This window comes from Acinetobacter sp. LipI_23, from assembly GCF_058243045.1.
In genome coordinates this window covers 442,833-463,697 of the sequence record NZ_JBZAYJ010000001.1, presented here as the reverse complement: position 1 = coordinate 463,697, position 20,865 = coordinate 442,833, and the positions used below count along the sequence as shown (strand labels likewise).

Here is a 20,865-nt window from a genome sequence, read left to right as displayed (position 1 = left end):
GTCACCGCAATGTCACACAAGCCTGTTGATATAGGGAAAACGAAAAATGATGAGGATCTACCCATGGCGGGACTATCAATTTGGCACGTACTAATTTTTGCAATTGTGGTTATTCTTCTTTTTGGTACAGCCAAACTTAAGAACTTAGGTAAAGATGTGGGTGGCGCGGTCAAAGATTTTAAAAAATCAATAAAAGATGATGAGGCAGAAGCGGCGCAACTCAAAGAACCTCGTACGATTGAACATCAAGCCAATAGCAGTGATGTCAATTCGACAGTAAAACACTAAGGCTGAGGGTTTGAGATTATGCTCAATATTGGAATGACAGAACTGCTGATTTTCGGCATCATTGCATTATTGGTGCTGGGTCCTGAGAAACTTCCAGAAGCTGCGCGTTTTGTTGGAAAGTGGTATGGCAAAGTAAAACGTATGGTCAGCAATGTTCAAAACGACATCGACCGTGAATTGCGTTTATCTGAATTACGTGAACAAATGCAGCAAGAAATGGCACGTATTCAAGAGCTTGAAGCAAAAATGCAGGCTCAGATGTCTGAAATGAAAAATGAAAAAATCTTTGATGATGCAAAATCATCGACAGACTCAAAACAGGCATCTTTAAACAACTTACAACAGCAGTTTTATCAACCTGTTGAAAATACAGAAAAACAGTGCATGGTACGCATCCCTAAAGCGCCAGTACGGACTGCATCAGCATCTATCTCCCCCATTCAAAATACAATATATACTGAAATGAAGGTCGCGGTATGAGTCAGCCCAATTCTACTCAGCTTCCTCATTTAGCGGTGAAGTCTGAGCAACCTGCATTAGAAGAAATGCCAATTACCAAGCACCTGATGGTGCTGCGTAAGCATCTTTTTAAAATTGTCGGGTTAATTATTGCCTTATTCTTTTGTTTATTGCCATTTGCCAATAAAACCTATCAGGTCTTATCAGAGCCCTTACGTGCGCAATTGCCACATACATCGACCATGATTGCAACCGATGTCACGGCAACCTTTATGGCACCATTTAAACTGAACTTTTTTGTGGCGTTGCTGATAGCGATGCCATTTATTTTGTATCAGCTTTGGGCATTCGTAAAACCTGCACTATATGAGAAAGAAAAAAGTTTGGCCTTACCTTTGTTGATTGGCAGTATTTGTCTGTTTTATATCGGCATCAGTTTTGCCTATTTTGTTGCACTGCCGTCAATTTTGCATTTTTTCATCAGTGTGTCGCCGGAAACGGTTGCCCCGATGACGGATATTAATAGCTATCTGACCTTTTGTTTGAAGCTGTTTTTGGTGTTCGGGTTTACCTTTGAAATTCCAATTATTACCCTATTACTGATTTTAATTGGTGTGGTCAGTACCCAGCAGCTGGTCGAGAAACGCCGCTTTATTATTGTGGGTTGCTTCTTTGTGGCAATGTTTGTGACACCCCCGGATGCCCTATCAATGATCATGCTGGCTGTCCCGATGTGGCTGCTGTTTGAACTTGGTTTACTGGCAGGAAAACTGATTGAGAAACGTCGTTTAAAGACTGAATAACAATACCAGCCAAAACAAAAAAATATCGATTTACTCAGGCAGCTCTGGATGTCTTTTTGTTTTTTAAATTTAAATAAAATACTAATTTATTTAACTTTTTTGAAATATTTTCTTCAAGGTACTGTCATATTCAGCGGGTAGTTTATTTCTAGCTTTTAAGCAGCAACCAAGCCATTAAAGAAAAGCTAGGACTTTTAAATGAACAACGATGAAATGATTCCGTGTCAGGATCTGACCGAAGATAGTAACACTTCAAATAATACGCATTTTCAAACGATTCTTGATCAACATATGAATCGTCGTGGTTTTATTGCAAAAACTACAAGTGGGGCAATGGCATTAGCATTTGCAGCAACAGTAAGTGGTTGTTCAGATGATGATAATGATTCTGGTACTCCTGACGGTAATCCAACTACACCGCCAGCCACCACTAACCCAGATCAACATGCCTGGAGCGATCTAAAAGCACGTCCGAATAAATTAACCTTTGAACCTGTGAGAAAAAATACAGCGAACTTCTTCAGTGTTCCTGCAGGCTACCAGCTGAAAGTGTTATATGCAGTAGGCGATCCAATTAACCCTACTTATCCAGAAAAAACCGATGCTGAACTACCATCAGGTGCATCTTATCAATTCCGTGCCGGCGATAACCATGATGGTATGAGCTTCTTCGGTATGCATCCAACCAACAAAAATTATGCTGCCAAAGAATCAACACAAGGTTTACTTGTTCTAAACCACGAATACCTACAACTACCTCAGCTCCATACACCAGAAGGTACAAAAGTTATCAATGGCGTACGTCCAGAAGATCAGGTACTCCGTGAAGTGAATGCGCATGGTGTTTCTGTTATTGAGATCAGCAAAGATGCAAATACACAAGACGTTAAAATCAACTTAAATTCTAATTTTAACCGTCGTATCACTGCAGCAACCGAGATGGAAATTAATGGACCAGCGCGTGGTTCTGACTTAGTCAAAACCATTTTCTCACCAGATGGGACGCTGACTCGCGGTACCTTTGCCAACTGTGGTAATGGTTATACGCCATGGGGAACTTACTTAACGGCTGAAGAAAACTGGGACGGTTATTTCGCTCGTCAAGCCAATGACACACGTGCCATTGCAAAAGAAGAAATTGCCTTATCACGTTATGGTCGTGGTGGTGCTAATGCCCTTTCTTCGCAATATTTATGGAATACTCCAATTGCCGAGTTAACTGGTGACAAAGATCTGTATGATCGTTGGGATATTTCAGTTAAAGGTGAAAACGCGCTAGCAGACTACCGTAATGTCATGAATACGTGTGGCTTCATTGTAGAGATTGATCCATTTAGCGCGACTACACGTCCAGTTAAACGTACTGCACTGGGTCGTTTTGCACACGAAGATTGCCGCTGTAGTAACCCTATTCCGGGTCAGCCATTAGCGTTCTATATGGGTGATGATGCGACCGGCGAATATATCTATAAATTTGTTTCTGAAGCAGTCTGGGATCCGAAAGACGTCAATGGTGGTTATACTGCTGGTGATAAATATATGGATAAAGGGACATTATATGTCGCTAAATTCAATGATGACGGTACAGGTGAATGGTTAGAACTGACTCATGGCAAAAATGGTTTAACTGCTGCCAATGAAATCTATCCATTTGCAGGCCAAGATGACATCGTCATCAATGCCCGTCTTGCGGCTGACCATGTTGGTGCGACCAAAATGGACCGTCCAGAATGGGTTGCAGTGAATCCCGAAAATGGTGAAGTCTATGTGACGCTTACCAACAACGGTAACCGTGGACGTGCTTACCCAACCGATGCAGCCAACCCACGTAGCTACATCGACTTTAAAGGCTCGGCAGCTAGCAACTCAGGAAACATGAATGGTCATATCATTCGTTTCAGTGAAGCTAAAAACACAGTTACAGCGACAAGTTTTGCTTGGGATATTTTCCTGTTCGGTGCAGAAGCACGTGCTGCCTCTAACATCAACCTGTCAGGTCTGGATGATTTAAATGACTTCTCCGCCCCGGACGGCATGTGGTTCGATCCGCGCGGGATTCTGTGGATTCAGACCGATGATGGTCAGTACACCGATGAAACCAACTGCATGATGTTAGCAGCACTTCCGGGTAAAGTCGGTGATGGTACTAAAGCAATTGCTTCCAGTACCAAAGCTGAAGGTCAGGAAACCTTTGTCGGTGCCAAGCTGAATAATGATCGGGTTCGCCGTTTCCTTACAGGCCCTTCAGGCTGTGAAATTACCGGTGTGACCATGACACCAGACTACAAAGCGATTTTCGTAAATGTCCAGCATCCAGGGGGCGCATGGCCCGCCAACCAAAGCGATCGTTATAGCCGCTTAGGTAAAGTACCTCGTTCTGCAACCGTAGTCATCACCCGTAAAGATGGTGGTGTAATCGCTGGCGAAGCATTAGAAACAGCAAAAGCATAATCTAGCGACAATAAAAAAATGCCGACACCATGTCGGCATTTTTTATGCTTCAATCTTCACTTGCTGTCGTACAATCTTTCCTTTTTGCTCACCATATTGAGTCTTTTCCAACCATATAAACTGCTGTGCTTGCATACATAAAAAGTTAGAACTGCGTGTGCCATACACTGGACTTTGAATAAAAGTCGATGACAATAACGCTTCCATCTCCAAGGCAATACCCGTTTGCGGTAACAACTCATTCGCAACTTTTCGCTCATCTTGCAAAATATCCCAAGCCGTTGTCTCTAACTCACTTTGTAAGATATGGGATTGTTGCAACATCGGTAAGAACTCTTGGGTAAAGCGCTTACGTAAATGTTTGGTTTTTTCCCAATGTTCCGTCATCAAACCATTCGACACCACATACACGCCTTTCGGAAGAACCTGTGGTGCTTCACCGCGATTGCTCATATAGACCGCCTGATGCCGATCCCCCATAAAAAGATTAAAGCCCGCATAGTCGCATTGTTTTTTCTCTAAGTCTTGTGCAAAACGAATCGGGGTTTGTTCAGACTCTAAAAAGGATTGAATTAAATGTCCACGAGACGTTGGATAGCTGGTTTGATCCTTTCCATCGCGAAAGTTGGTTAAAACGGCCCAACGTCCTGTTGGCGTTATACCCATCCATGTGCCGCCAGACTGCAAATCTTGCCCTGCAATAATCGGGCTATTTTCCCATTGCTTTAAATGGCTCGAAGGACGCTGATAGAACTCATCTCGATTTGAAATCAAACACAATGGCATCTCATCCAAGACCTGCCATGCTATTGCAACAATACACATAAACGATACTCATCATCTTTACACATTGAATGTACAACATTTTTCATCTCTTTCAGCTAAAATCTGTTCAAAACATAATGACTAGGAATATGCATGCTGACCTATCCAAATATTGACCCCGTCGCAATAGCACTTGGCCCTTTACAAGTCCATTGGTACGGACTGATGTATTTATTGGCCTTTTTGTTTGCTTGGGGACTAGCAAGCTACCGCGCGAAAGAACGAGGTTGGACACCTGACATGGTCTCCGATCTGATCTTTTATGGCGCTCTAGGCGTAGTTATTGGTGGTCGTGTCGGTTACGTCTTCTTTTATGGCTTTGAGCAATTCCTTGCCAACCCAATCTGGCTGTTCCAAGTCTGGACAGGCGGTATGAGTTTCCACGGCGGCTTCTTGGGTGTAATGCTTGCCATGCTGTTCTGGTGCAAGAAATACAAAATGACTTGGTTCCAAACCCTCGACTTTATTGCGCCATGTGTCCCTACAGGGCTCATGTTTGGCCGTATTGGTAACTTCATTGGCGGAGAGCTTTATGGTCGTCCTGTTGCAGACCCAAACTTTGCACTGGGTATGATTTTCCCAACGGATCCGCTACAGCTAATTCGCCATCCTTCTCAGCTCTATCAGGCCTTTTTTGAAGGGTTATTGTTGTTCATCGTACTGTGGTGGTTCAGTTCAAAGCCACGCCCGCGCATGGCGGTTTCAGCTTTATTCCTGATCGGTTATGGTATGGCCCGCTTCATCGTCGAGTTCTTCCGTGAACCTGACAACGGACAGCTGTTCATCGCATGGATGAGTAAAGGCCAATTCCTCAGTCTGCCAATGATTTTAGTCGGTGCGTGGATGATGTGGTATGCCTATCAAAAGAAAATCTATGATTGGGGCCCACAAAAGAATTATGGCTGATCCGATGATCGGATTAAATATTGGGGGCATCATTGCCCCCCTTTTTTAGGGCCAAATTATGCTAAAGTGACATATGTTTGGTTTTTTAAATACATTACTCCCATGCTCGAATTTTGGTTTAATCCCTCAATTTCTATTCTTAAAAAATTACTTATTTTTATCGCAATTGCTGTTGTAACAGGTGTGTTGTATTGGATGGATCCCCTGAGCCTCAATGCCATTTTAATGTTCTTGGGTACTGGGATTGTTTTTCTGATTTGTCGTTACTGCAAAATCCATTTTGCCGCCAAGAACCCTACAGGCTTCCTGTATCGTCTACTGACTTGGATTCCGATTGCCCTACTCTTAGCGCTGATTTTTATGAATATTAAAGATGGTGAGCTGCTGATTCCAGGTGCGCAAGGGATTGGTTTTATGGCACTAGGGATTTGCCTATTTTCCCCTCTATCTCTTTTGCATAACAATACTCAGTCTGAGTCCCAATAAACATGTTGAACTTTTGGTATTCTGAACGCTGTAGCCGTCAAATTAAACTCATCGTTTGTATCGCCACTTGCGTGATGATTTTTATGGCAGCACAAGTTCAACAGCTTGGCACAATCTTTATTGGTTTGAGTCTCGTGATTGGCATTGCAACGCATTTGCTACGTGGTGTGCAATTGAAGATTGCTCAGGACAATCCGTATCGGGAAGGCTTTTCGCGTTTGGTTATTTTTCTGCCCCTAATTGCCCTGATTTGTTTGCTAGGCTATCTACCCGCGCAAGATAAAATTCCGCTGGCGCTCCAGTGTATCGGCTTTAGTGGAATTGGTTTATTTTTAGTATCGATTCACGCACAGCGTGAAAAAAGAATTTAATCGGGATGCGGAGTTGCTCTACATCCCGTCAACATCTGCTTAATCCATTCGATAATAGCTGTAGTTCACATTTTGGTTACGGTAAACCGCATAACCACTTTGTTTAAAATCAGAAACCCAACCATTGCCTGAATAAGCGGCAATATGTCCATAACGGTTTTTTGCAGTACGGTCGATAATATAAATATCGCCTTTTTTAGGCTGATCAAAAGATAAGTTGATTTTACGATAACCAATGCTGGTTAAGGTCTTCCCCCAATCTGCCGCAGCCACAGGATGGCTCTTGAAGCGTGCACCCGCAGACTCTAAGCCAATGCGAATACTTTTAGCACATTTTTGGGTGCTGGTTTGACGGGTGATATTTCTTAAGAAACCTGTAAATTTTTCAAGATCCACACGCTGATGGTTGCTAATGGCCCTTTCTCTTGCCTGCTTCGAGCTTAAAATATCCGAAGCGGTGACATTTCGCTCTGACTGAGAACGTATTATGATATTGGTTTGCGCAGGCGCATAGACGTCATTCATATTTACGTTTTGATCATAAGGCATACTAAAACCAACTCTCCTCCCAATCATTAGGGGTGTGCAACTTTTCGAGTTCGAAATACTAACCGCTCAGCATTGAACTTTCATGTCGTAAATGTAATATTTTTTTTCAAAATGCAACACAACATTTCTAAAGTTTTCTTTTCTCTGTACTTTTTGAAACCTAAATTAACTAAAAAAATTTAATCCTTCACCAAGTGCCTATTCGCCTCAAGCCCAAATGTTTCAACATCGGCAACGAAGTCCTTAGATATGGAATGGATTGCCCATCTAAACGACTGCCTATTTAGATCCAATACAACTCAATCATTCCAGTTTAAATCCTGCACAAAACCACTTTAATCTGGTTTTCTGTAATAGCTTTCACATAACTTTTATATGATTAATCATCTCGCCTGACTTACTAATCTCGGGTGCGCAATAAGGCACAATTCAGTATAATCATCCGCAGATTTTATAATTTAGAGTGGAAAGAACAGGCCCTTCTTTTAAGAGATCTGTTCTCCCGAAGTGTTTATTTGAGAGTTTTATGAAAACGTATTTAGACCTGCTACAACACATCCTCGATCACGGTGGTGATAAAGGCGACCGTACTGGTACAGGTACGCGCTCGGTATTTGGTCATCAAATGCGCTTTGATCTTTCTCAAGGCTTCCCTTTATTAACCACTAAAAAAGTTCACTTTCGTTCAATCGTGATTGAACTGTTGTGGTTTTTAAAAGGCGATACCAATGTGCAATATTTACAGGACAACAAAGTCAGTATTTGGGATGAATGGTCAACCGCAGAACAAACTGCGCGTTTTGGTCGCCCAGAAGGTGAACTGGGGCCTGTGTATGGTCATCAATGGCGTAATTTCGGTGCAACTAAAAAAGCCGACGGTTTGTATGAAAAAGATGGTTTTGACCAAATTGCTTGGTTAGTCAATGAAATTAAAACCAATCCAAACTCACGCCGTCTGATTGTATCGGGTTGGAATCCACAAGAAGCTGGGCAAGTCGCCCTTCCTCCGTGCCACACCCTCTTCCAGTTTTTTGTTCATAACGGCAAACTGTCTTGTCAGCTCTATCAGCGCAGTGCCGATGTTTTTCTAGGTGTGCCTTTCAATATTGCCAGTTATGCGCTACTCACCCATATGATCGCGCAAGTCTGCGGTTTAGGTGTTGGGGACTTTGTTTGGACGGGTGGTGATACGCATTTATATGCCAACCATTTTGAGCAAGCGAAGCTTCAGTTAAGCCGTGAACCTTTAGGGCTGTGCCAACTGAAACTCAATCCTGCGGTTAAAGATATTTTCGACTTTAAATTTGAAGATATCGAAATCGTGGGTTATGAATCACATTCTGGGATTAAAGCACCTGTCGCTGTTTAAAATCTTTTACAGAATAAATATCTACTATTCTTAAGCGAACTTAAAAAATCGTAACTATTTAATTTCCTATTTTATAGTTACAATAACTAAATCCCATTTTATTAAGTTAAAGTGGGATTTATTTTGCTTTGCGTTGTTTAAATTTGGCTTGGATTTTAGAGTTATGACTTTCAGTAATTATGAAGTAGTACATGTGGTTGCTATGGACAACCAACAATGTATTGGTAAAGATAACGATCTTCCTTGGCATATTTCAGCAGACTTAAAACACTTCAAAGAAATTACGCAAGGTGGCGTAATTATCATGGGACGTAAAAATTTCGACTCAATTGGGCGTGCTTTACCTAAACGCGTGAACTGGGTAATTACTCGTAATCCAAACTGGAGTTTTGATGGAGTCAAAGTTGCTCATTCAATTGAGGAAGCTTTAAAAAATTCTATTAAAGATGTTCAATCTTCCGAGAAACCTACAACTATTTTTATCATAGGTGGCGGTGAAATATTTCAACAAACCATTGATATTGCAGACCGTTTAGAGTTAACACATATTAATATAGATGCTATGGGGGATGTCTTTTACCCTGCCATTCCAGCAGCATTTAAAAAAGTGGTGTCAGAACAACATATTGATGACAAAACTGGAATTGCTTTTGAGTTCGCAACTTATCAAAAATAAAGCATATTCTTTTTGCTAAAAGCACGATGCACAACATGATCAAAATAGAATTTTGGCGGACACTGGGCTTTGGGTTACTCCACACCCTGTTTAGTATTTTTGTCTTGTTCAGTTCAATTTGGCTGTGTTTTGCATTGTGGATTCAAGCGCCTTGGGGTTGGTTGGTCAGCCGTATTTTTATTGGGATCTGGATTGCTTTTGCGCTCAGCATTTTAGGCATCTATATCACCCAAAGCTTTTTTGGTCGTCGCCTCGATATCATCCTTTATCTCCTTGGTTTTTTATTGGCGTTGTCTTGGTATTTTAGCTTAGACGCACGCCAAGACCGCGACTGGCAACCTGAAGTAGCAAAAATCTTGCATTATGAAAAACAAGGCGACCATGTGACACTTCATAATATCCGCAATTTCAGATGGCACCCCGATGGCTCCTATACTGAACATTGGGATACCCGCTCTTTCGATCTAAATCAAATCACTGGGGTCAATATCATTACCTCATACTGGATGGGGCCACAAATCGCGCACACTTTGGTCAGTTTTGATTTTGCCAATACCGCACCGCTGACCTTTTCCATTGAAATTCGCAAAGAGAAAAATGAAGAATTTTCAGCGATTGGTGGTTTTTTTAGAAAATATGAGCTGAGTTTAGTGGCCTCAGATGAGCATGATATTGTGTATACCCGCAGCAATATTCGTCATGAACAAGTCTATTTCTTTCCTGTTCGCCTCGGACAGGCTGAAAGTAAAGCACTGTTTGTAGAGTATCTACATAAGGCAGACGAGCTCGCCAAACATCCTAAGTGGTATAACACCCTCACCAGTAATTGTACCACCTTGGTATTTGATATGGTTCAAGCCGTTTCACATGACGCTTTACCGACTGACTACCGTATTTTAGCTTCAGGTTATTTGCCGAATTATTTGTATGATTTAGGCGCGATTAGCCAACAGTGGGATATGAAAACATGGTATCAAAAAGCCTATATCAACCCACGTGTAAGCAAAGAAACAGCTTTAACCAGTCCTGAGTATTCACAGCTCATTCGTCAGGGTTTACCCGTTGACCAAACACGCTAAGGTCTGCAACGAAAAGCTGCAAGTTAAAACTGGCAATCAACGACAAAATTTGCTTTGATAGTTCAGACGATACATCAAAATAAGAGTCTGATCCCATGTTAAAAAAACTGATTGCAAGCAGTCTTTTAGCGAGTAGCTTAATCATGACTGGTTGCCAAACGACACCACCGCCATCCGACACCATTGAAATGGCCAACATTCAACAGCTTCAGCAACGGACTTGGATTTTGACGCAAATCGGCAATACCGAAATTAAAACAGCACCCAATGAACGTAATATTCCAAGCCTTCAGTTTTCAGCTGATAACCGCATCAGTGGTGCAGATGGCTGTAACCGCATTATGGGCAGCTATACCGTCGGACGCGATACGCTCACCTTGAGCCAGCTCGCAACCACCCGAATGGCCTGTATCAATAACAGTGCTGTTCCGCAACAGTTCCAAGAAGCGCTGGCAAAAGTGACGCATTACCAAGTGTTTGGTAAAACGCTGAAACTACTCGATCGACATGGCAACTTGCTGCTACAGTTTGGCTCTGCCATTCAACCACGTTAAGTTGTTTCTATAAAAAGCCTGTAATCACAGGCTTTTTTAATCTGTAGCAGACAACATTGTGCTTCACCAATCAGCCCTTATATAAACAATAAACACAATTAGGATTTTAAAATGCAACAAGCACTCTTTGGTGGTGGATGTTTTTGGTGTGTAGAAGCGGTTTATTTAGAGCTTCAGGGCATACATAAAGTGACCAGTGGTTATGCAGGTGGAGATACCGACAACCCAACGTATGAAGACATTTGTCGTGGCGATACCAACCACGCCGAAGTTATTTTAATTGATTTTGATGAAACTCAAATCAGCTATGCTCAGCTGCTCGATGTGTTTTTTGCCACTCATGATCCGACAACACTCAACCGTCAAGGCAATGATGTCGGCACCCAGTATCGTTCAGTCATTTACTATTTTAATGATGCACAGCGTGCTGACGCAGAGCAAGCGATTAACGACTTAAAGGCAGAAGGTCTCGAGATTGTGACCGAACTCAGTCCTGTACCAACGTTCTATTCGGCTGAAGACTATCACCAGAACTTTTACGCTCGTAACCCGTCTCAAGGCTATTGCAACTTTGCCATTCCACCAAAACTGATGAAGCTGCGCTCTAAGTTTCAGGCTTTATTGAAAGACAGCAAATAACTCAATAATTCACAATAAAAAAAGCGACTTCAAGAGTCGCTTTTTTTTACATCAACTTAGTTATCGCTGACGAAAGCAATATCCGCCAGTCCAGCTTCACTCGCACGAGACATGACTTGTGCCACCATATCGTAACGAGATTCTTTATCTGCACGAAGTTGAACCGTTGGCTTGGTTTCCAACTCACCCGCTTCATTAAAACGCGTTTGTAGTTCTTCCAAGCTAATCACTTGATTATCCCAAGCCACTTCGCCATTTGCATTAATGCTCACCGTAATGGCTTTAGGTGGAGGATCTACAATATCAGCCGTCGTTTTTGGTAAAGTTAATGGAATTGATGGGTTGGCAACGGTCGCTGTCACCAAGAAGATGATCATCAAAACCAGCATAATATCGATCAGCGGAATGAGATTCATCTCATTCATGCCAGCATCGTTATCGTCACCCAATTGAAAAGCCATTAAGCTTGACCTCCAACTAAACCTTGTTGAGTCGCTTTACTTTCTACTGCCGCAGGTGCTGAGTCTTGTTGCAACATAGTATCAATTAACAAGCCGTGCGCTTGGTCTTGAAGCTCATGTGCCAAAGTACGGTTTACACGTGCACAGATGTTATATGCTAACACCGCAGGAATCGCGACAGCCAAACCTAAACCCGTCATGATCAGGGCTTCACCTACAGGAGTTGCAACTTGCGCTAAGCCCGATTGACCACTTTTACCAACAGCAACAAGGGCATGGAAAATCCCCCATACTGTACCGAACAAACCAACGAACGGTGCAAGCGATGCAATCGTACCTAGAACTGAAACACCTTTCTCAGCATTCGCTTTTTCAGCAGAAATTTGACGAAGGAGTGCTTGTTCTGCAACGGCTTTACGTTGTTCAAAGTTCAATACAGCAAACTTTGATTTTAACTTAGCTAAAGCTTGTGAAAGTTGAGCATAAGCTTGTTGTTTCAATTGACGTGTACCCATGATACGTAAAACAAAGATGGTCCACGTTGCAATCGACATTGCCAACAAGATGAAATACAGTGTTTTACTGACTGCATCAGCATGTTGCCAATAAACTGAAAAGTTCATACTCGAACTCCTGATAAAGTTAGCGTTTTGTATTCAATTCTAAATCAAATGGTTGCTCAGCCCGAATTGGATAAGCCACACCATTTTCTTTATAAGGTTTAAATTTAGCGCCTTTGACAGCTCTTAAAATCTTTTCATCTAAAGCAGGCACACCACTTGAGCGCGTAATACGGGCATTCACAATCGACCCTTTTTCATTCGCCTCAATCAACACCACTACTCGACGGTTTTCACCTTGTAAATCTTGATTACTATAAACTGGTTTTGGAGAGCGGCTCCATTGCACACCTGAACCACCAATCGACACCGACCGCGGTGAAGTATCGGCAGGCTCAGCTTGAGTAACAGGTTTAGCTTGCTCTGGTTGCACGACAGGTTTTTCGACTTTTTTCTCTGTAATCGTCGTAGTGACTGTCGGTTTTACTGGGGTTTCGGTTGGTTTAACAGCCGGTTTAACCACTTCTGCTTTTTTAACTTGTTGAACCTTTTCTACCTTTTTCGGTGGGGTCGGTTGTGGTTTTTCCACAATCTTCACTTCCTTCGGCTTAGTCGGTTCCTTTTTCGGTTCTTCCTTCGGCTTAGGCGGTAGCGGTTTTGGTGGTTCTTGAATTTTAACGAAGCGAACCTTCAATGGTTCTTTTTCAATCGGTTTGAGTTCAGGAGCTTTCATGTGGTTCACTGCCCACAATACGCCCATATGGCCCACGACAACCGCGATCAAAGCAGCAAGAACTTTCTTTTTCATCGGGTTGGGAGTCTGCATAGGAGAAATAACTGTTGAACTCATTAAAATCGGTGACCTAATTTAAGCGGAGTGGCCACTGGGTTGGTTTCCACTATAACGCTTATCGGTTAGTACAATAAAGTAGCGCAATGATAAATGAGAAGTGTTTTCATTTGCAACTATTAATTTGTTACTTTTTATAGTTTTTTCTAATCATACCCAAACAAAAAAGGCATACTTAATGTATGCCTTTTTAAATCTTGCTTGCAACCAATTTTTTATTGGAAAACGACTGTTTTGTTACCATCAACAATAATACGGTCTTCTAAGTGCCACTTCACTGCACGTGCCAAGACGTTACGTTCAACATCCTGACCCAATTCACGTAATTGATCAACCGTAAAGTCATGGTTCACGCGCTCTACATCTTGCTCAATGATCGGACCTTGATCCAGATCCGCAGTGACATAGTGCGCGGTTGCGCCAATAAGTTTTACACCTTTTTCATGCGCTTGCTTGTATGGGTTTGCACCAACAAAAGCCGGTAGGAATGAATGGTGAATGTTGATCACTTTCATTTCCCACTTTTCGACAAATGCTTCATCTAGAATTTGCATATAACGCGCAAGTACCAATAAATCATTGCCCTGCATTAATTCATCAATTTCAGCATAAGCTTCGCGTTTGTTGTCCTTCGTTACAGGGACAACTTCAAACGGAATGCCAAAGTTCTCAACCGCTTCACGTAAAGTTTCATGATTAGAAATCACTTTGGTAATTTCGCACGGCAAACCACCACGCGCATGACGCCATAACAGCTCAAGTAAGGCGTGGTCTACTTTAGACACCAAAATCCCGACTTTTTTCACGTCGCTGACCAGCGCCAAACGCCATTGCATTTCATAACGCTCTGCTACATTTGCAGCAAAAGTTTGAGTGATGCTTTCTTTACGAGACTGTAAATTGTCTAGTTCAAACTCAACACGCATAAAGTAACGTCCGCCCTGAGCTTCAGTCGCGTATTGATCAAGCGCAGTAATATTCGCGCCTTGATGATACAAAAAGCTCGATACAGCTTGCACGATCCCTGGCTTATCTTCACAAGTAATCAGTAAACGTGCCGTGTTAGCAGTTGTCATATTCATGTCAGTTTAAATCAGTAAAATGAAAATCAAGCCGAGTATTCTAGCGCTTTTTACTCAGCTGTCAAAACACCTTATGGCTTATCATCCGATTTAAATGACGCCAAGCTCGAAAACAGTTCAGATGGCCCCATCGTATCCAACAAGCGCTCATACGTCTCACGACTTTCACCACGCAAATAGGCCCCTTCTAAGAACACCATTTGACGGAGTGCCTGCCAGACCCACTTTTCTTCTAATGTATTGGAATCAGTGATATGACCCGACATATAAAGGAAGTTGGTCCAGTTGGTCAGTACAATCCATAAATTGATAATCAGGGCTTCAATTTCTGACGATGTCATTTGCATCAGACCGGCATCAACAAAGGCCTGATAGATCTTTTGCCCTTGTTGCATCACTTGCCCTGCAAAACGCGGATACATCTTGCGGAAGTCTTCATTGTTTTCAACCAAATGATAGACATCACGGTGTAAAAAGCGATAAGCCCACAACTGGCTGCTTAGCACCTGAAAATAACGAATTTTATCATTAGCATCTAACAGACGGTCATCGGGCAAAGCCAGCATCTGTAGCGTTTCGCCTTGATACTGTTCCATGAGCTCTTTGATAATTTCACTTTTATTGCGAAAGTGATAATACAAATTGCCCGGACTCATATTCAATTCAGCTGCAATATGATTGGTCGTAACAGAACGTTCTCCACGCTCGTTAAAAAGCTGCAAACTGAGTTGCAAAATACGTTCTTTGGTTTTCAACGTTTTAGTTTGAGACATCCTAAAATAACCATTCATTCAGTGCATTAGAAGACTAACACATAAAGTAACTTGACTAATTAGAGTAATTACTCTAAAAATTAAACATAAATTGAAATTTGAAATGGTAGTGCGGCATGAACAGTCAAACAAAAACAACTTCATTGACACCACATTCTTATGATATTCAGCACCTACATGATGTGCTTGAACAGCAAAAGCACGCTTATTTACGCTATCCATTGCCAACCGCAAAAGAGCGTATTGACCGTTTGGCACGACTTAAGCGTATCTTAGTTAAGTATCAAGATCAATTTGCAGAGGCAATTAATCAAGACTATGGCAACCGTTCCACCAGTGAAACCAAAATTGGGGAATTACTCACCTGCCTTGAACACATCAAATATTATAGCAAGCATTTAACCACGTGGATGAAACCCTCGAAACGTCACGTTTCAATCATTCATCAGCCAGCTAAAGCATGGGTGCAATATCAGCCTTTAGGTGTGATCGGCATTATTACCCCATGGAACTATCCTTTATTACTCTCGATTGGCCCCCTGATTTGTGCTTTGGCGGCGGGCAACCATGCCATGATCAAAATTTCAAGTTCGTCAGGCAACTTTGGTCGCATTCTTGAAAAAGCGCTCTCTGAAGCCTTTCCTCAAGAGTTAGTTTCCGTGACCAATGGCGGTGGTGCAATTTCGGATGCCTTTTGTCGTCTGGCTTTTGACAAACTGATTTTCACAGGTTCAACCAATGTCGGTAAAACCGTCATGTCTGCTGCCGCAGAGAACCTCGTTCCACTGATCCTCGAACTTGGCGGAAAATCACCAGTATTAGTACATCCTTCTATTCATTTAAGGGATGTTGCGCAGCGTATAGCTGCAGGGAAACTGTGGAATGCAGGTCAAACCTGCGTTGCACCTGACTATATGTTCTTACCTAAAGGTAAAACTGCCGAGTTCATTGAGCACTTCCGCGAGTGTGTGGAAGAGATGTATCCCGACATTCTGCATAATCCAGATTACACCTCGATTATTAATGACCGCCAATACAACCGCTTACAAGGTTATCTCGAAAATGCGCGTGAGCACGGTGCACAGGTGGTTGAGGTCAACCCAGCCCATGAAACCTTCTCCGATACACGCAAAGTGCCCCCTACACTATTAACAGGGGTCACGCCTGACATGCGTATTATGCAAGAGGAAATCTTTGGGCCACTGCTGCCGATCATGGAATATGATCAAATAGACGATGTTATCGAGTTTATTAATAGCCGTCCGCGTCCACTTGCTTTATACTACTTCGACTTTGATCAGGCGCGTGCAGATTATGTCGCACAGCGTACTCATTCAGGGCATTTCGGACAAAACACGGTTTTGACTCATGTCGCACAAGACGATTTACCATTTGGTGGCGTTGGTGCATCAGGTATGGGGAAATATCATGGTCCAGAAGGTTTCTTCAGTTTGTCGCATGAACGGTCAGTGATGTCGAATCCCAAGTTATATAGCTTGAAATTCATTCTCCCACCGTTTAACAAACCAATTCACAAGTTGATTTCAAAGACCCTTCTTCGCTAAATGATCAAGGCATGACCTATCGCACGGGTTCATGCCTAGTTTTAATGAAAATCGCTTGTCTTTTAAGCGCATTTTTGGTATAAAACGCCCCTTGAATGATTTCATCCGTTTACTTAATAACTAGCGCACAATCGGTGCTGTCTAGCAATGGAGTTCACCATGTCTAAGGTTTGCCAAGTTACCGGCAAGCGTCCAGTCGTTGGCAACAACGTCTCGCACGCCAATAACAAAACCAAACGCCGGTTCGAGCCGAACCTGCATCACCACCGTTTCTGGTTAGAAAGCGAAAAACGTTTCGTACGTCTTCGTCTAACTACAAAAGGTATGCGTATTATCGACAAATTGGGTATCGAGAAGGTTGTTGCTGACCTACGTGCTCAAGGTCAAAAGATCTAAGGAGTCTGAACCATGCGTGATAAAATTCGCCTAGTTTCTACTGCTGGTACAGGTTATTTCTATACCACAACTAAGAACAAACGTACTATGCCGGAAAAAATGGAAATCAAAAAATTTGATCCAAAAATCCGTCAACACGTAATCTTCAAAGAAGCTAAAATTAAATAATTTTAGTTTTTTGGAAAAAACGACCTGCTTTAGGTCGTTTTTTTTTGCTTTTTTTTCGTTCGACTTGTTAAACTTTTAATCTCTTTTGGCACCTTTTGTGCTTTGCTTCTTTTTCACCCTTAACTTTTGCTTAAGGAGTTTTTAGTGCCTCATGACGTAGATCTCATTATATTACTTGCTGTCGGTTTTGGGCTTGCGCTCATTTTCGGCTATCTTGCCGTACGCTTACGCCTTCCCCCGCTGATTGGTTATCTGATTGCGGGTATCATTATTAGTCCCAATACCCCTGGTATTGTCGCGGACATTCATCTGGCGAACCAATTGGCTGAACTTGGGGTCATGTTCCTCATGTTTGGTGTGGGCATGCATTTTTCCCTCAATGACTTATTACAAGTTCGACGCATTGCACTGCCTGGTGCCATTTTACAGATTGCTGTCGCGACCCTGCTCGGAATAGGCGTCAGTATGATCTGGGGGTGGAGTTTTGGCTCTGCCTTAGTCTTCGGCTTAAGCCTGTCTTGTGCCAGTACAGTGGTATTACTCAAAGCACTGGGAGACCGTGGTCTAGTCAATTCGGTCAACGGTAAAATTGCTGTAGGTTGGCTCTTGGTTGAAGATCTGGTCATGGTCTTGGTACTGGTACTCTTACCTGCAACAGCAGCGCTACTCGGTGGAGAAGCCCTTGCAGGCGGTGCTGATGACAACATTTGGCTTACCTTAGGCATCACCTTACTTAAAGTTGTAGGCTTCATCGCTTTTATGCTGATCATCGGGAAACGTCTTGTTCCAATGATCATGCAATTTGTCGCTCGCCTTGGTTCGCGTGAACTGTTTACCTTAACCGTGGTGGCTGCTGCGGTCTCCATCGCCTTTGGGGCGTACAAAATTTTCGGTGTTTCCATGGCACTGGGCGCTTTCTTTGCCGGGATGGTCGTTAAAGAGTCTGACTTTAGCCATCGTGCCGAAGAAGAAACTCTCCCACTACGTGAAATTTTTGCCATTTTGTTCTTTGTTGCAGTGGGCATGTTATTTGACCCACGCATCTTAGTGGAACAACCTGTGCATGTGCTTGCTGTCGTTGCGATTATTATGGTCGGCAAAACCATTGCGGCCATGGCACTAGTGCTCTTTTTCCGCTACCCCATCAATACTGCCCTCACTGTCGGTGCGTCACTGGCACAGATTGGTGAGTTTTCCTTCATCTTAGCAACACTCGGGGTTTCACTTAAACTCTTGTCCCTAGAAGGGCAAAACCTAATTTTGGCAGGAGCACTCATCTCCATCACCTTAAACAGTTTTGTGTTCTCCGCAATTGAGCCTGTACAACGTTGGATTCGTGAGCGCTCGCATCTAGCACGCTTACTGGAACGTAGTGGTGACCCATTGGCAATGCTACCTGATGAAGTTTCACAAGACTACTTACGTGATCAAGTGGTAATTGTTGGACATGGTGAAGTGGGGCGTCGAATTACCAAACAATTGATGGCCGAAGACATTAAAGTGGTGATTGCGGAAGAAAACCGTGAAATTGTAGAAAACCTGCGTGAAAAAGGCATTGCGGCTGTTTCTGGGATGGCGACAGACCCTGGCGTACTGATTCAAGCCCATATTCAACATGCGCGCCTGCTGGTACTTTCCCCGATGGATATTTTAGATATTCATAAAATCGTGGATATTGCCAAAACCCTCAATCCTGAGATTCAGGTTTTGGTATGTGCAGAAAGTAAAGAAGAAGCTGAAGTGATTCGCCGCGATCAAATTGGTGAAGTTTATTTTGCAAAAGAGGAAATGGCGAAAAATATGAGCAATCATATTTTAAATCAAATTCAGATTGCACATCATCAAGCACCCACCCACTAGGGAACAAATACTGGATACAAAAAAACGCACTGTTCAGTGCGTTTTTTTCTTATTCAGCTTAACTAAAGAACTGTGGCTTTTCATCCACAACTTCCGCTTGCCATTCGCCCACTTGTTTTTCAAGTAAGCCATATAAAGCCGCTTGCACCATCTGCTGAGCAACGACTGTTGTCTGGTCGCCCAATAATGCTTTGAGCTCTTCATTAAACTGGATCGTGACTAAAGGTGCACTCTCCGAACCTGCGTTACGTAGTGCGAGCTCACCACCTTCAAGTTGAACCAATTCTAAAATGGCTTCTTGATTTCCAAATAATTCTTTCAATTGTTCTATAGACATATTTCCTCCATGTTCAACATGGTGGCAAAGGCAGTTGCACTTTGCTTCGCTTAGACTTATTGATATAAGGACAAATTTTCAAACTTCAAGCGTTGGTCATCGCTTTTAGAATTCAACCATCTCATTCCGAAAGCCATCGATCAACGCCGTTAAGTCTCGATGCCACTCACGTAAAATTTTGGTATCGGGTAACCATGCCTGAGGGGTTTGAGTGACTTTGATGATCAGATTCGATGAAGTTTCTGACTCAGGTTCAGGTGTACTCGGCTCTGGCGCATACTGACACAAGCGATAAGCACGTTTTAACTCGGCAATGAAACCTTCTTTCGACAGTTGTTGCATTACAGTCACTTCAGGCGAGACTTGCCCTTTAGCTGCCATATGCTCTTCTATAGACTTCAACGTTGGGTTTAAGTCATTTAAGCGGTAATAACGGACCAACTCTTGTAGAAATGCAAGCACAGCACCATGCAAGTGAAACACAGCAGCCTCACGGTAAGCCTGAGCTTGTTGCACATGATCAATTTGTTCTGCTTGTTGACATGAAAGTCGAGCAAAGTAGAGTTTTTGGTTAGTGCGATCAGCATGGTAACGGGCAACACGGGTCATGAAGGGTGTTCCTAAGTTTTGGCGTTTATAACAATTCTAAGAGTAATCTTTCTATACAGCAGTGCATAATAAAAATTATGCATGATCTATTTCAATAAAATAAATCTTTCTTTTTGCTATGACAGGCATTGAAATATGCATGGGACGTACATTTGTCAGTACCCAAGCCCAATACCCCTCTTCCCAATACGATGCCATCGCCGAATCAAGCTCATCTTCTCTCCATGAGTGAATCGACTCAACATCAACCATAGCAACAGCATACCCCAACTCTTCATCGTCCTCGTGGGTTAAATAATGCTTATTTTCCACAATAATCCAATCTTTGAGTGGCCATTGCTCTGGTCGCCAAGAACGGATCTCTAAGGTTTTATTTCCTTGAGAAATTTGTCGCCCCATCGGCGCAACAATCGATAAAGCTGGATAGATTTTTTTCATTTTATCCCATAAAAAAGGAGCATCAATTGCTCCTTTTTATTTATGCTTCTGGCTTCTCAGGCTTATCTTCCGCCTGTTTGACGCGAATACCAGTGCCATGTAAACGTAGTGTATTAAGCCCTTTAATGGCTTTAATCGCTTCACGTGCATGCGGCATTTCAACAAAAGCAAAACCTTTCGATTTACCTGTTGCTGCATCAAGGATTAAATTACATGATGCAACTGTGCCATATTGCTTAAATAATTCAAGCAGTTCAGCTTCAGCCACTGTACGCTCTAAATTACGAACTAAAATTTTCATCTTACAACCT

General features: G+C 42.6%; 26 protein-coding genes and 1 pseudogene. 16 read left to right on the top strand and 11 right to left on the bottom strand.

What is annotated here, in order from left to right; genetic code table 11:
* Positions 1-63 precede the first annotated feature (63 nt).
* The 4 genes and pseudogenes from tatA (at position 64) to AC4CVD_RS02280 (ending at position 4,001) form a co-directional block, all read left to right on the top strand.
* Positions 64-288: a Sec-independent protein translocase subunit TatA gene (tatA, locus tag AC4CVD_RS02295; RefSeq protein WP_005400828.1), complete on the top strand. Its 225-nt coding sequence runs from the start codon at positions 64-66 to the stop codon at positions 286-288.
* An 18-nt stretch (positions 289-306) separates the two neighbouring features.
* A pseudogene (gene tatB / locus AC4CVD_RS02290) lies at positions 307-556 on the top strand (Sec-independent protein translocase protein TatB); the annotation flags it as partial.
* 208 nt (positions 557-764) lie between these two features.
* A complete protein-coding gene (gene tatC / locus AC4CVD_RS02285; RefSeq protein WP_426977691.1) occupies positions 765-1,550 on the top strand; it encodes a twin-arginine translocase subunit TatC in 786 nt (261 codons plus the stop codon).
* A 198-nt stretch (positions 1,551-1,748) separates the two neighbouring features.
* The gene (locus tag AC4CVD_RS02280) at positions 1,749-4,001 is read left to right on the top strand and encodes a PhoX family protein (RefSeq protein WP_490751949.1); all 2,253 of its coding nucleotides are present in this window, start codon (positions 1,749-1,751) and stop codon (positions 3,999-4,001) included.
* A 42-nt stretch (positions 4,002-4,043) separates the two neighbouring features.
* Here AC4CVD_RS02280 and AC4CVD_RS02275 read toward each other — a convergent pair whose 3' ends face one another.
* Positions 4,044-4,826, bottom strand: a complete 783-nt coding sequence (locus tag AC4CVD_RS02275) for an NRDE family protein (RefSeq protein ID WP_426977695.1) — start codon at positions 4,824-4,826, stop codon at positions 4,044-4,046.
* Positions 4,827-4,919: 93 nt separating this feature from the next.
* On the opposite strand from AC4CVD_RS02275, the gene lgt reads away from it, so the two are divergent.
* The 3 genes from lgt to AC4CVD_RS02260 all read left to right on the top strand — a co-directional run bounded on the left by lgt (position 4,920) and on the right by AC4CVD_RS02260 (position 6,589).
* Complete coding sequence (gene lgt / locus AC4CVD_RS02270; RefSeq protein WP_184117757.1) at positions 4,920-5,732, top strand: prolipoprotein diacylglyceryl transferase; 813 nt, start codon at positions 4,920-4,922, stop codon at positions 5,730-5,732.
* 102 nt (positions 5,733-5,834) lie between these two features.
* A complete protein-coding gene (locus tag AC4CVD_RS02265) occupies positions 5,835-6,218 on the top strand; it encodes a hypothetical protein (protein WP_490751947.1) in 384 nt (127 codons plus the stop codon).
* A gap of 2 nt (positions 6,219-6,220) precedes the next feature.
* A complete protein-coding gene (locus AC4CVD_RS02260; RefSeq protein ID WP_490751945.1) occupies positions 6,221-6,589 on the top strand; it encodes a hypothetical protein in 369 nt (122 codons plus the stop codon).
* Positions 6,590-6,628: 39 nt separating this feature from the next.
* Here the strand turns inward: AC4CVD_RS02260 and AC4CVD_RS02255 are convergent, their stop codons facing one another.
* Positions 6,629-7,138 carry a CHAP domain-containing protein gene (locus AC4CVD_RS02255; RefSeq protein ID WP_087011366.1) on the bottom strand — a complete coding sequence of 170 codons (510 nt, stop codon included), beginning with the start codon at positions 7,136-7,138 and terminating at the stop codon, positions 6,629-6,631.
* Between the two features lie 526 nt (positions 7,139-7,664).
* Here AC4CVD_RS02255 and thyA point away from each other — a divergent pair.
* The 5 genes from thyA to msrA all read left to right on the top strand — a co-directional run bounded on the left by thyA (position 7,665) and on the right by msrA (position 11,455).
* The gene (gene thyA, locus AC4CVD_RS02250; RefSeq protein ID WP_490751943.1) at positions 7,665-8,507 is read left to right on the top strand and encodes a thymidylate synthase; all 843 of its coding nucleotides are present in this window, start codon (positions 7,665-7,667) and stop codon (positions 8,505-8,507) included.
* Positions 8,508-8,670: 163 nt separating this feature from the next.
* A complete protein-coding gene (locus AC4CVD_RS02245) occupies positions 8,671-9,183 on the top strand; it encodes a dihydrofolate reductase (protein ID WP_490751941.1) in 513 nt (170 codons plus the stop codon).
* 26 nt (positions 9,184-9,209) lie between these two features.
* Positions 9,210-10,262: an Lnb N-terminal periplasmic domain-containing protein gene (locus AC4CVD_RS02240; RefSeq protein ID WP_490751939.1), complete on the top strand. Its 1,053-nt coding sequence runs from the start codon at positions 9,210-9,212 to the stop codon at positions 10,260-10,262.
* A gap of 95 nt (positions 10,263-10,357) precedes the next feature.
* Positions 10,358-10,816 (top strand): META domain-containing protein, encoded by a 459-nt coding sequence (locus AC4CVD_RS02235; protein WP_114836428.1) that lies wholly within the window; start codon positions 10,358-10,360, stop codon positions 10,814-10,816.
* Positions 10,817-10,927: 111 nt separating this feature from the next.
* Positions 10,928-11,455: a peptide-methionine (S)-S-oxide reductase MsrA gene (gene msrA, locus AC4CVD_RS02230; RefSeq protein ID WP_234965256.1), complete on the top strand. Its 528-nt coding sequence runs from the start codon at positions 10,928-10,930 to the stop codon at positions 11,453-11,455.
* Positions 11,456-11,511: 56 nt separating this feature from the next.
* Here msrA and AC4CVD_RS02225 read toward each other — a convergent pair whose 3' ends face one another.
* The 5 genes from AC4CVD_RS02225 to AC4CVD_RS02205 form a co-directional block, all read right to left on the bottom strand.
* Positions 11,512-11,916 (bottom strand): ExbD/TolR family protein, encoded by a 405-nt coding sequence (locus AC4CVD_RS02225; RefSeq protein ID WP_058868889.1) that lies wholly within the window; start codon positions 11,914-11,916, stop codon positions 11,512-11,514.
* The gene (locus AC4CVD_RS02220) at positions 11,916-12,539 is read right to left on the bottom strand and encodes a MotA/TolQ/ExbB proton channel family protein (protein WP_490751936.1); all 624 of its coding nucleotides are present in this window, start codon (positions 12,537-12,539) and stop codon (positions 11,916-11,918) included. The genes AC4CVD_RS02225 and AC4CVD_RS02220 overlap by 1 nt, the downstream gene beginning before the upstream one ends.
* Before the next feature lie 19 nt (positions 12,540-12,558).
* On the bottom strand, positions 12,559-13,326 hold the full coding sequence (locus AC4CVD_RS02215; RefSeq protein ID WP_078425225.1) for an energy transducer TonB: 768 nt from the start codon (positions 13,324-13,326) through the stop codon (positions 12,559-12,561).
* A 215-nt stretch (positions 13,327-13,541) separates the two neighbouring features.
* A complete protein-coding gene (gene purU / locus AC4CVD_RS02210) occupies positions 13,542-14,408 on the bottom strand; it encodes a formyltetrahydrofolate deformylase (RefSeq protein ID WP_004692478.1) in 867 nt (288 codons plus the stop codon).
* A 71-nt stretch (positions 14,409-14,479) separates the two neighbouring features.
* A complete protein-coding gene (locus AC4CVD_RS02205; protein WP_005400842.1) occupies positions 14,480-15,181 on the bottom strand; it encodes a TetR/AcrR family transcriptional regulator in 702 nt (233 codons plus the stop codon).
* Between the two features lie 116 nt (positions 15,182-15,297).
* Here AC4CVD_RS02205 and AC4CVD_RS02200 point away from each other — a divergent pair, with 116 nt between their 5' ends.
* From AC4CVD_RS02200 to AC4CVD_RS02185, 4 genes are all read left to right on the top strand, one after another.
* Positions 15,298-16,746, top strand: a complete 1,449-nt coding sequence (locus AC4CVD_RS02200) for a coniferyl aldehyde dehydrogenase (protein ID WP_005400843.1) — start codon at positions 15,298-15,300, stop codon at positions 16,744-16,746.
* 159 nt (positions 16,747-16,905) lie between these two features.
* On the top strand, positions 16,906-17,142 hold the full coding sequence (gene rpmB, locus AC4CVD_RS02195; protein WP_000048256.1) for a 50S ribosomal protein L28: 237 nt from the start codon (positions 16,906-16,908) through the stop codon (positions 17,140-17,142).
* Positions 17,143-17,154: 12 nt separating this feature from the next.
* Positions 17,155-17,310: a 50S ribosomal protein L33 gene (rpmG, locus tag AC4CVD_RS02190; protein ID WP_003654787.1), complete on the top strand. Its 156-nt coding sequence runs from the start codon at positions 17,155-17,157 to the stop codon at positions 17,308-17,310.
* 144 nt (positions 17,311-17,454) lie between these two features.
* A complete protein-coding gene (locus tag AC4CVD_RS02185; protein WP_490751933.1) occupies positions 17,455-19,170 on the top strand; it encodes a cation:proton antiporter in 1,716 nt (571 codons plus the stop codon).
* Positions 19,171-19,228: 58 nt separating this feature from the next.
* Here the strand turns inward: AC4CVD_RS02185 and AC4CVD_RS02180 are convergent, their stop codons facing one another.
* The 4 genes from AC4CVD_RS02180 to AC4CVD_RS02165 form a co-directional block, all read right to left on the bottom strand.
* Positions 19,229-19,507, bottom strand: a complete 279-nt coding sequence (locus AC4CVD_RS02180) for a hypothetical protein (protein WP_004692486.1) — start codon at positions 19,505-19,507, stop codon at positions 19,229-19,231.
* Positions 19,508-19,612: 105 nt separating this feature from the next.
* Complete coding sequence (locus tag AC4CVD_RS02175; protein WP_004692488.1) at positions 19,613-20,116, bottom strand: DUF6586 family protein; 504 nt, start codon at positions 20,114-20,116, stop codon at positions 19,613-19,615.
* Between the two features lie 75 nt (positions 20,117-20,191).
* Positions 20,192-20,554, bottom strand: a complete 363-nt coding sequence (locus AC4CVD_RS02170; protein WP_490751932.1) for an ASCH domain-containing protein — start codon at positions 20,552-20,554, stop codon at positions 20,192-20,194.
* A 40-nt stretch (positions 20,555-20,594) separates the two neighbouring features.
* Positions 20,595-20,855 carry an RNA recognition motif domain-containing protein gene (locus AC4CVD_RS02165; protein ID WP_004692489.1) on the bottom strand — a complete coding sequence of 87 codons (261 nt, stop codon included), beginning with the start codon at positions 20,853-20,855 and terminating at the stop codon, positions 20,595-20,597.
* Positions 20,856-20,865 lie beyond the last annotated feature (10 nt).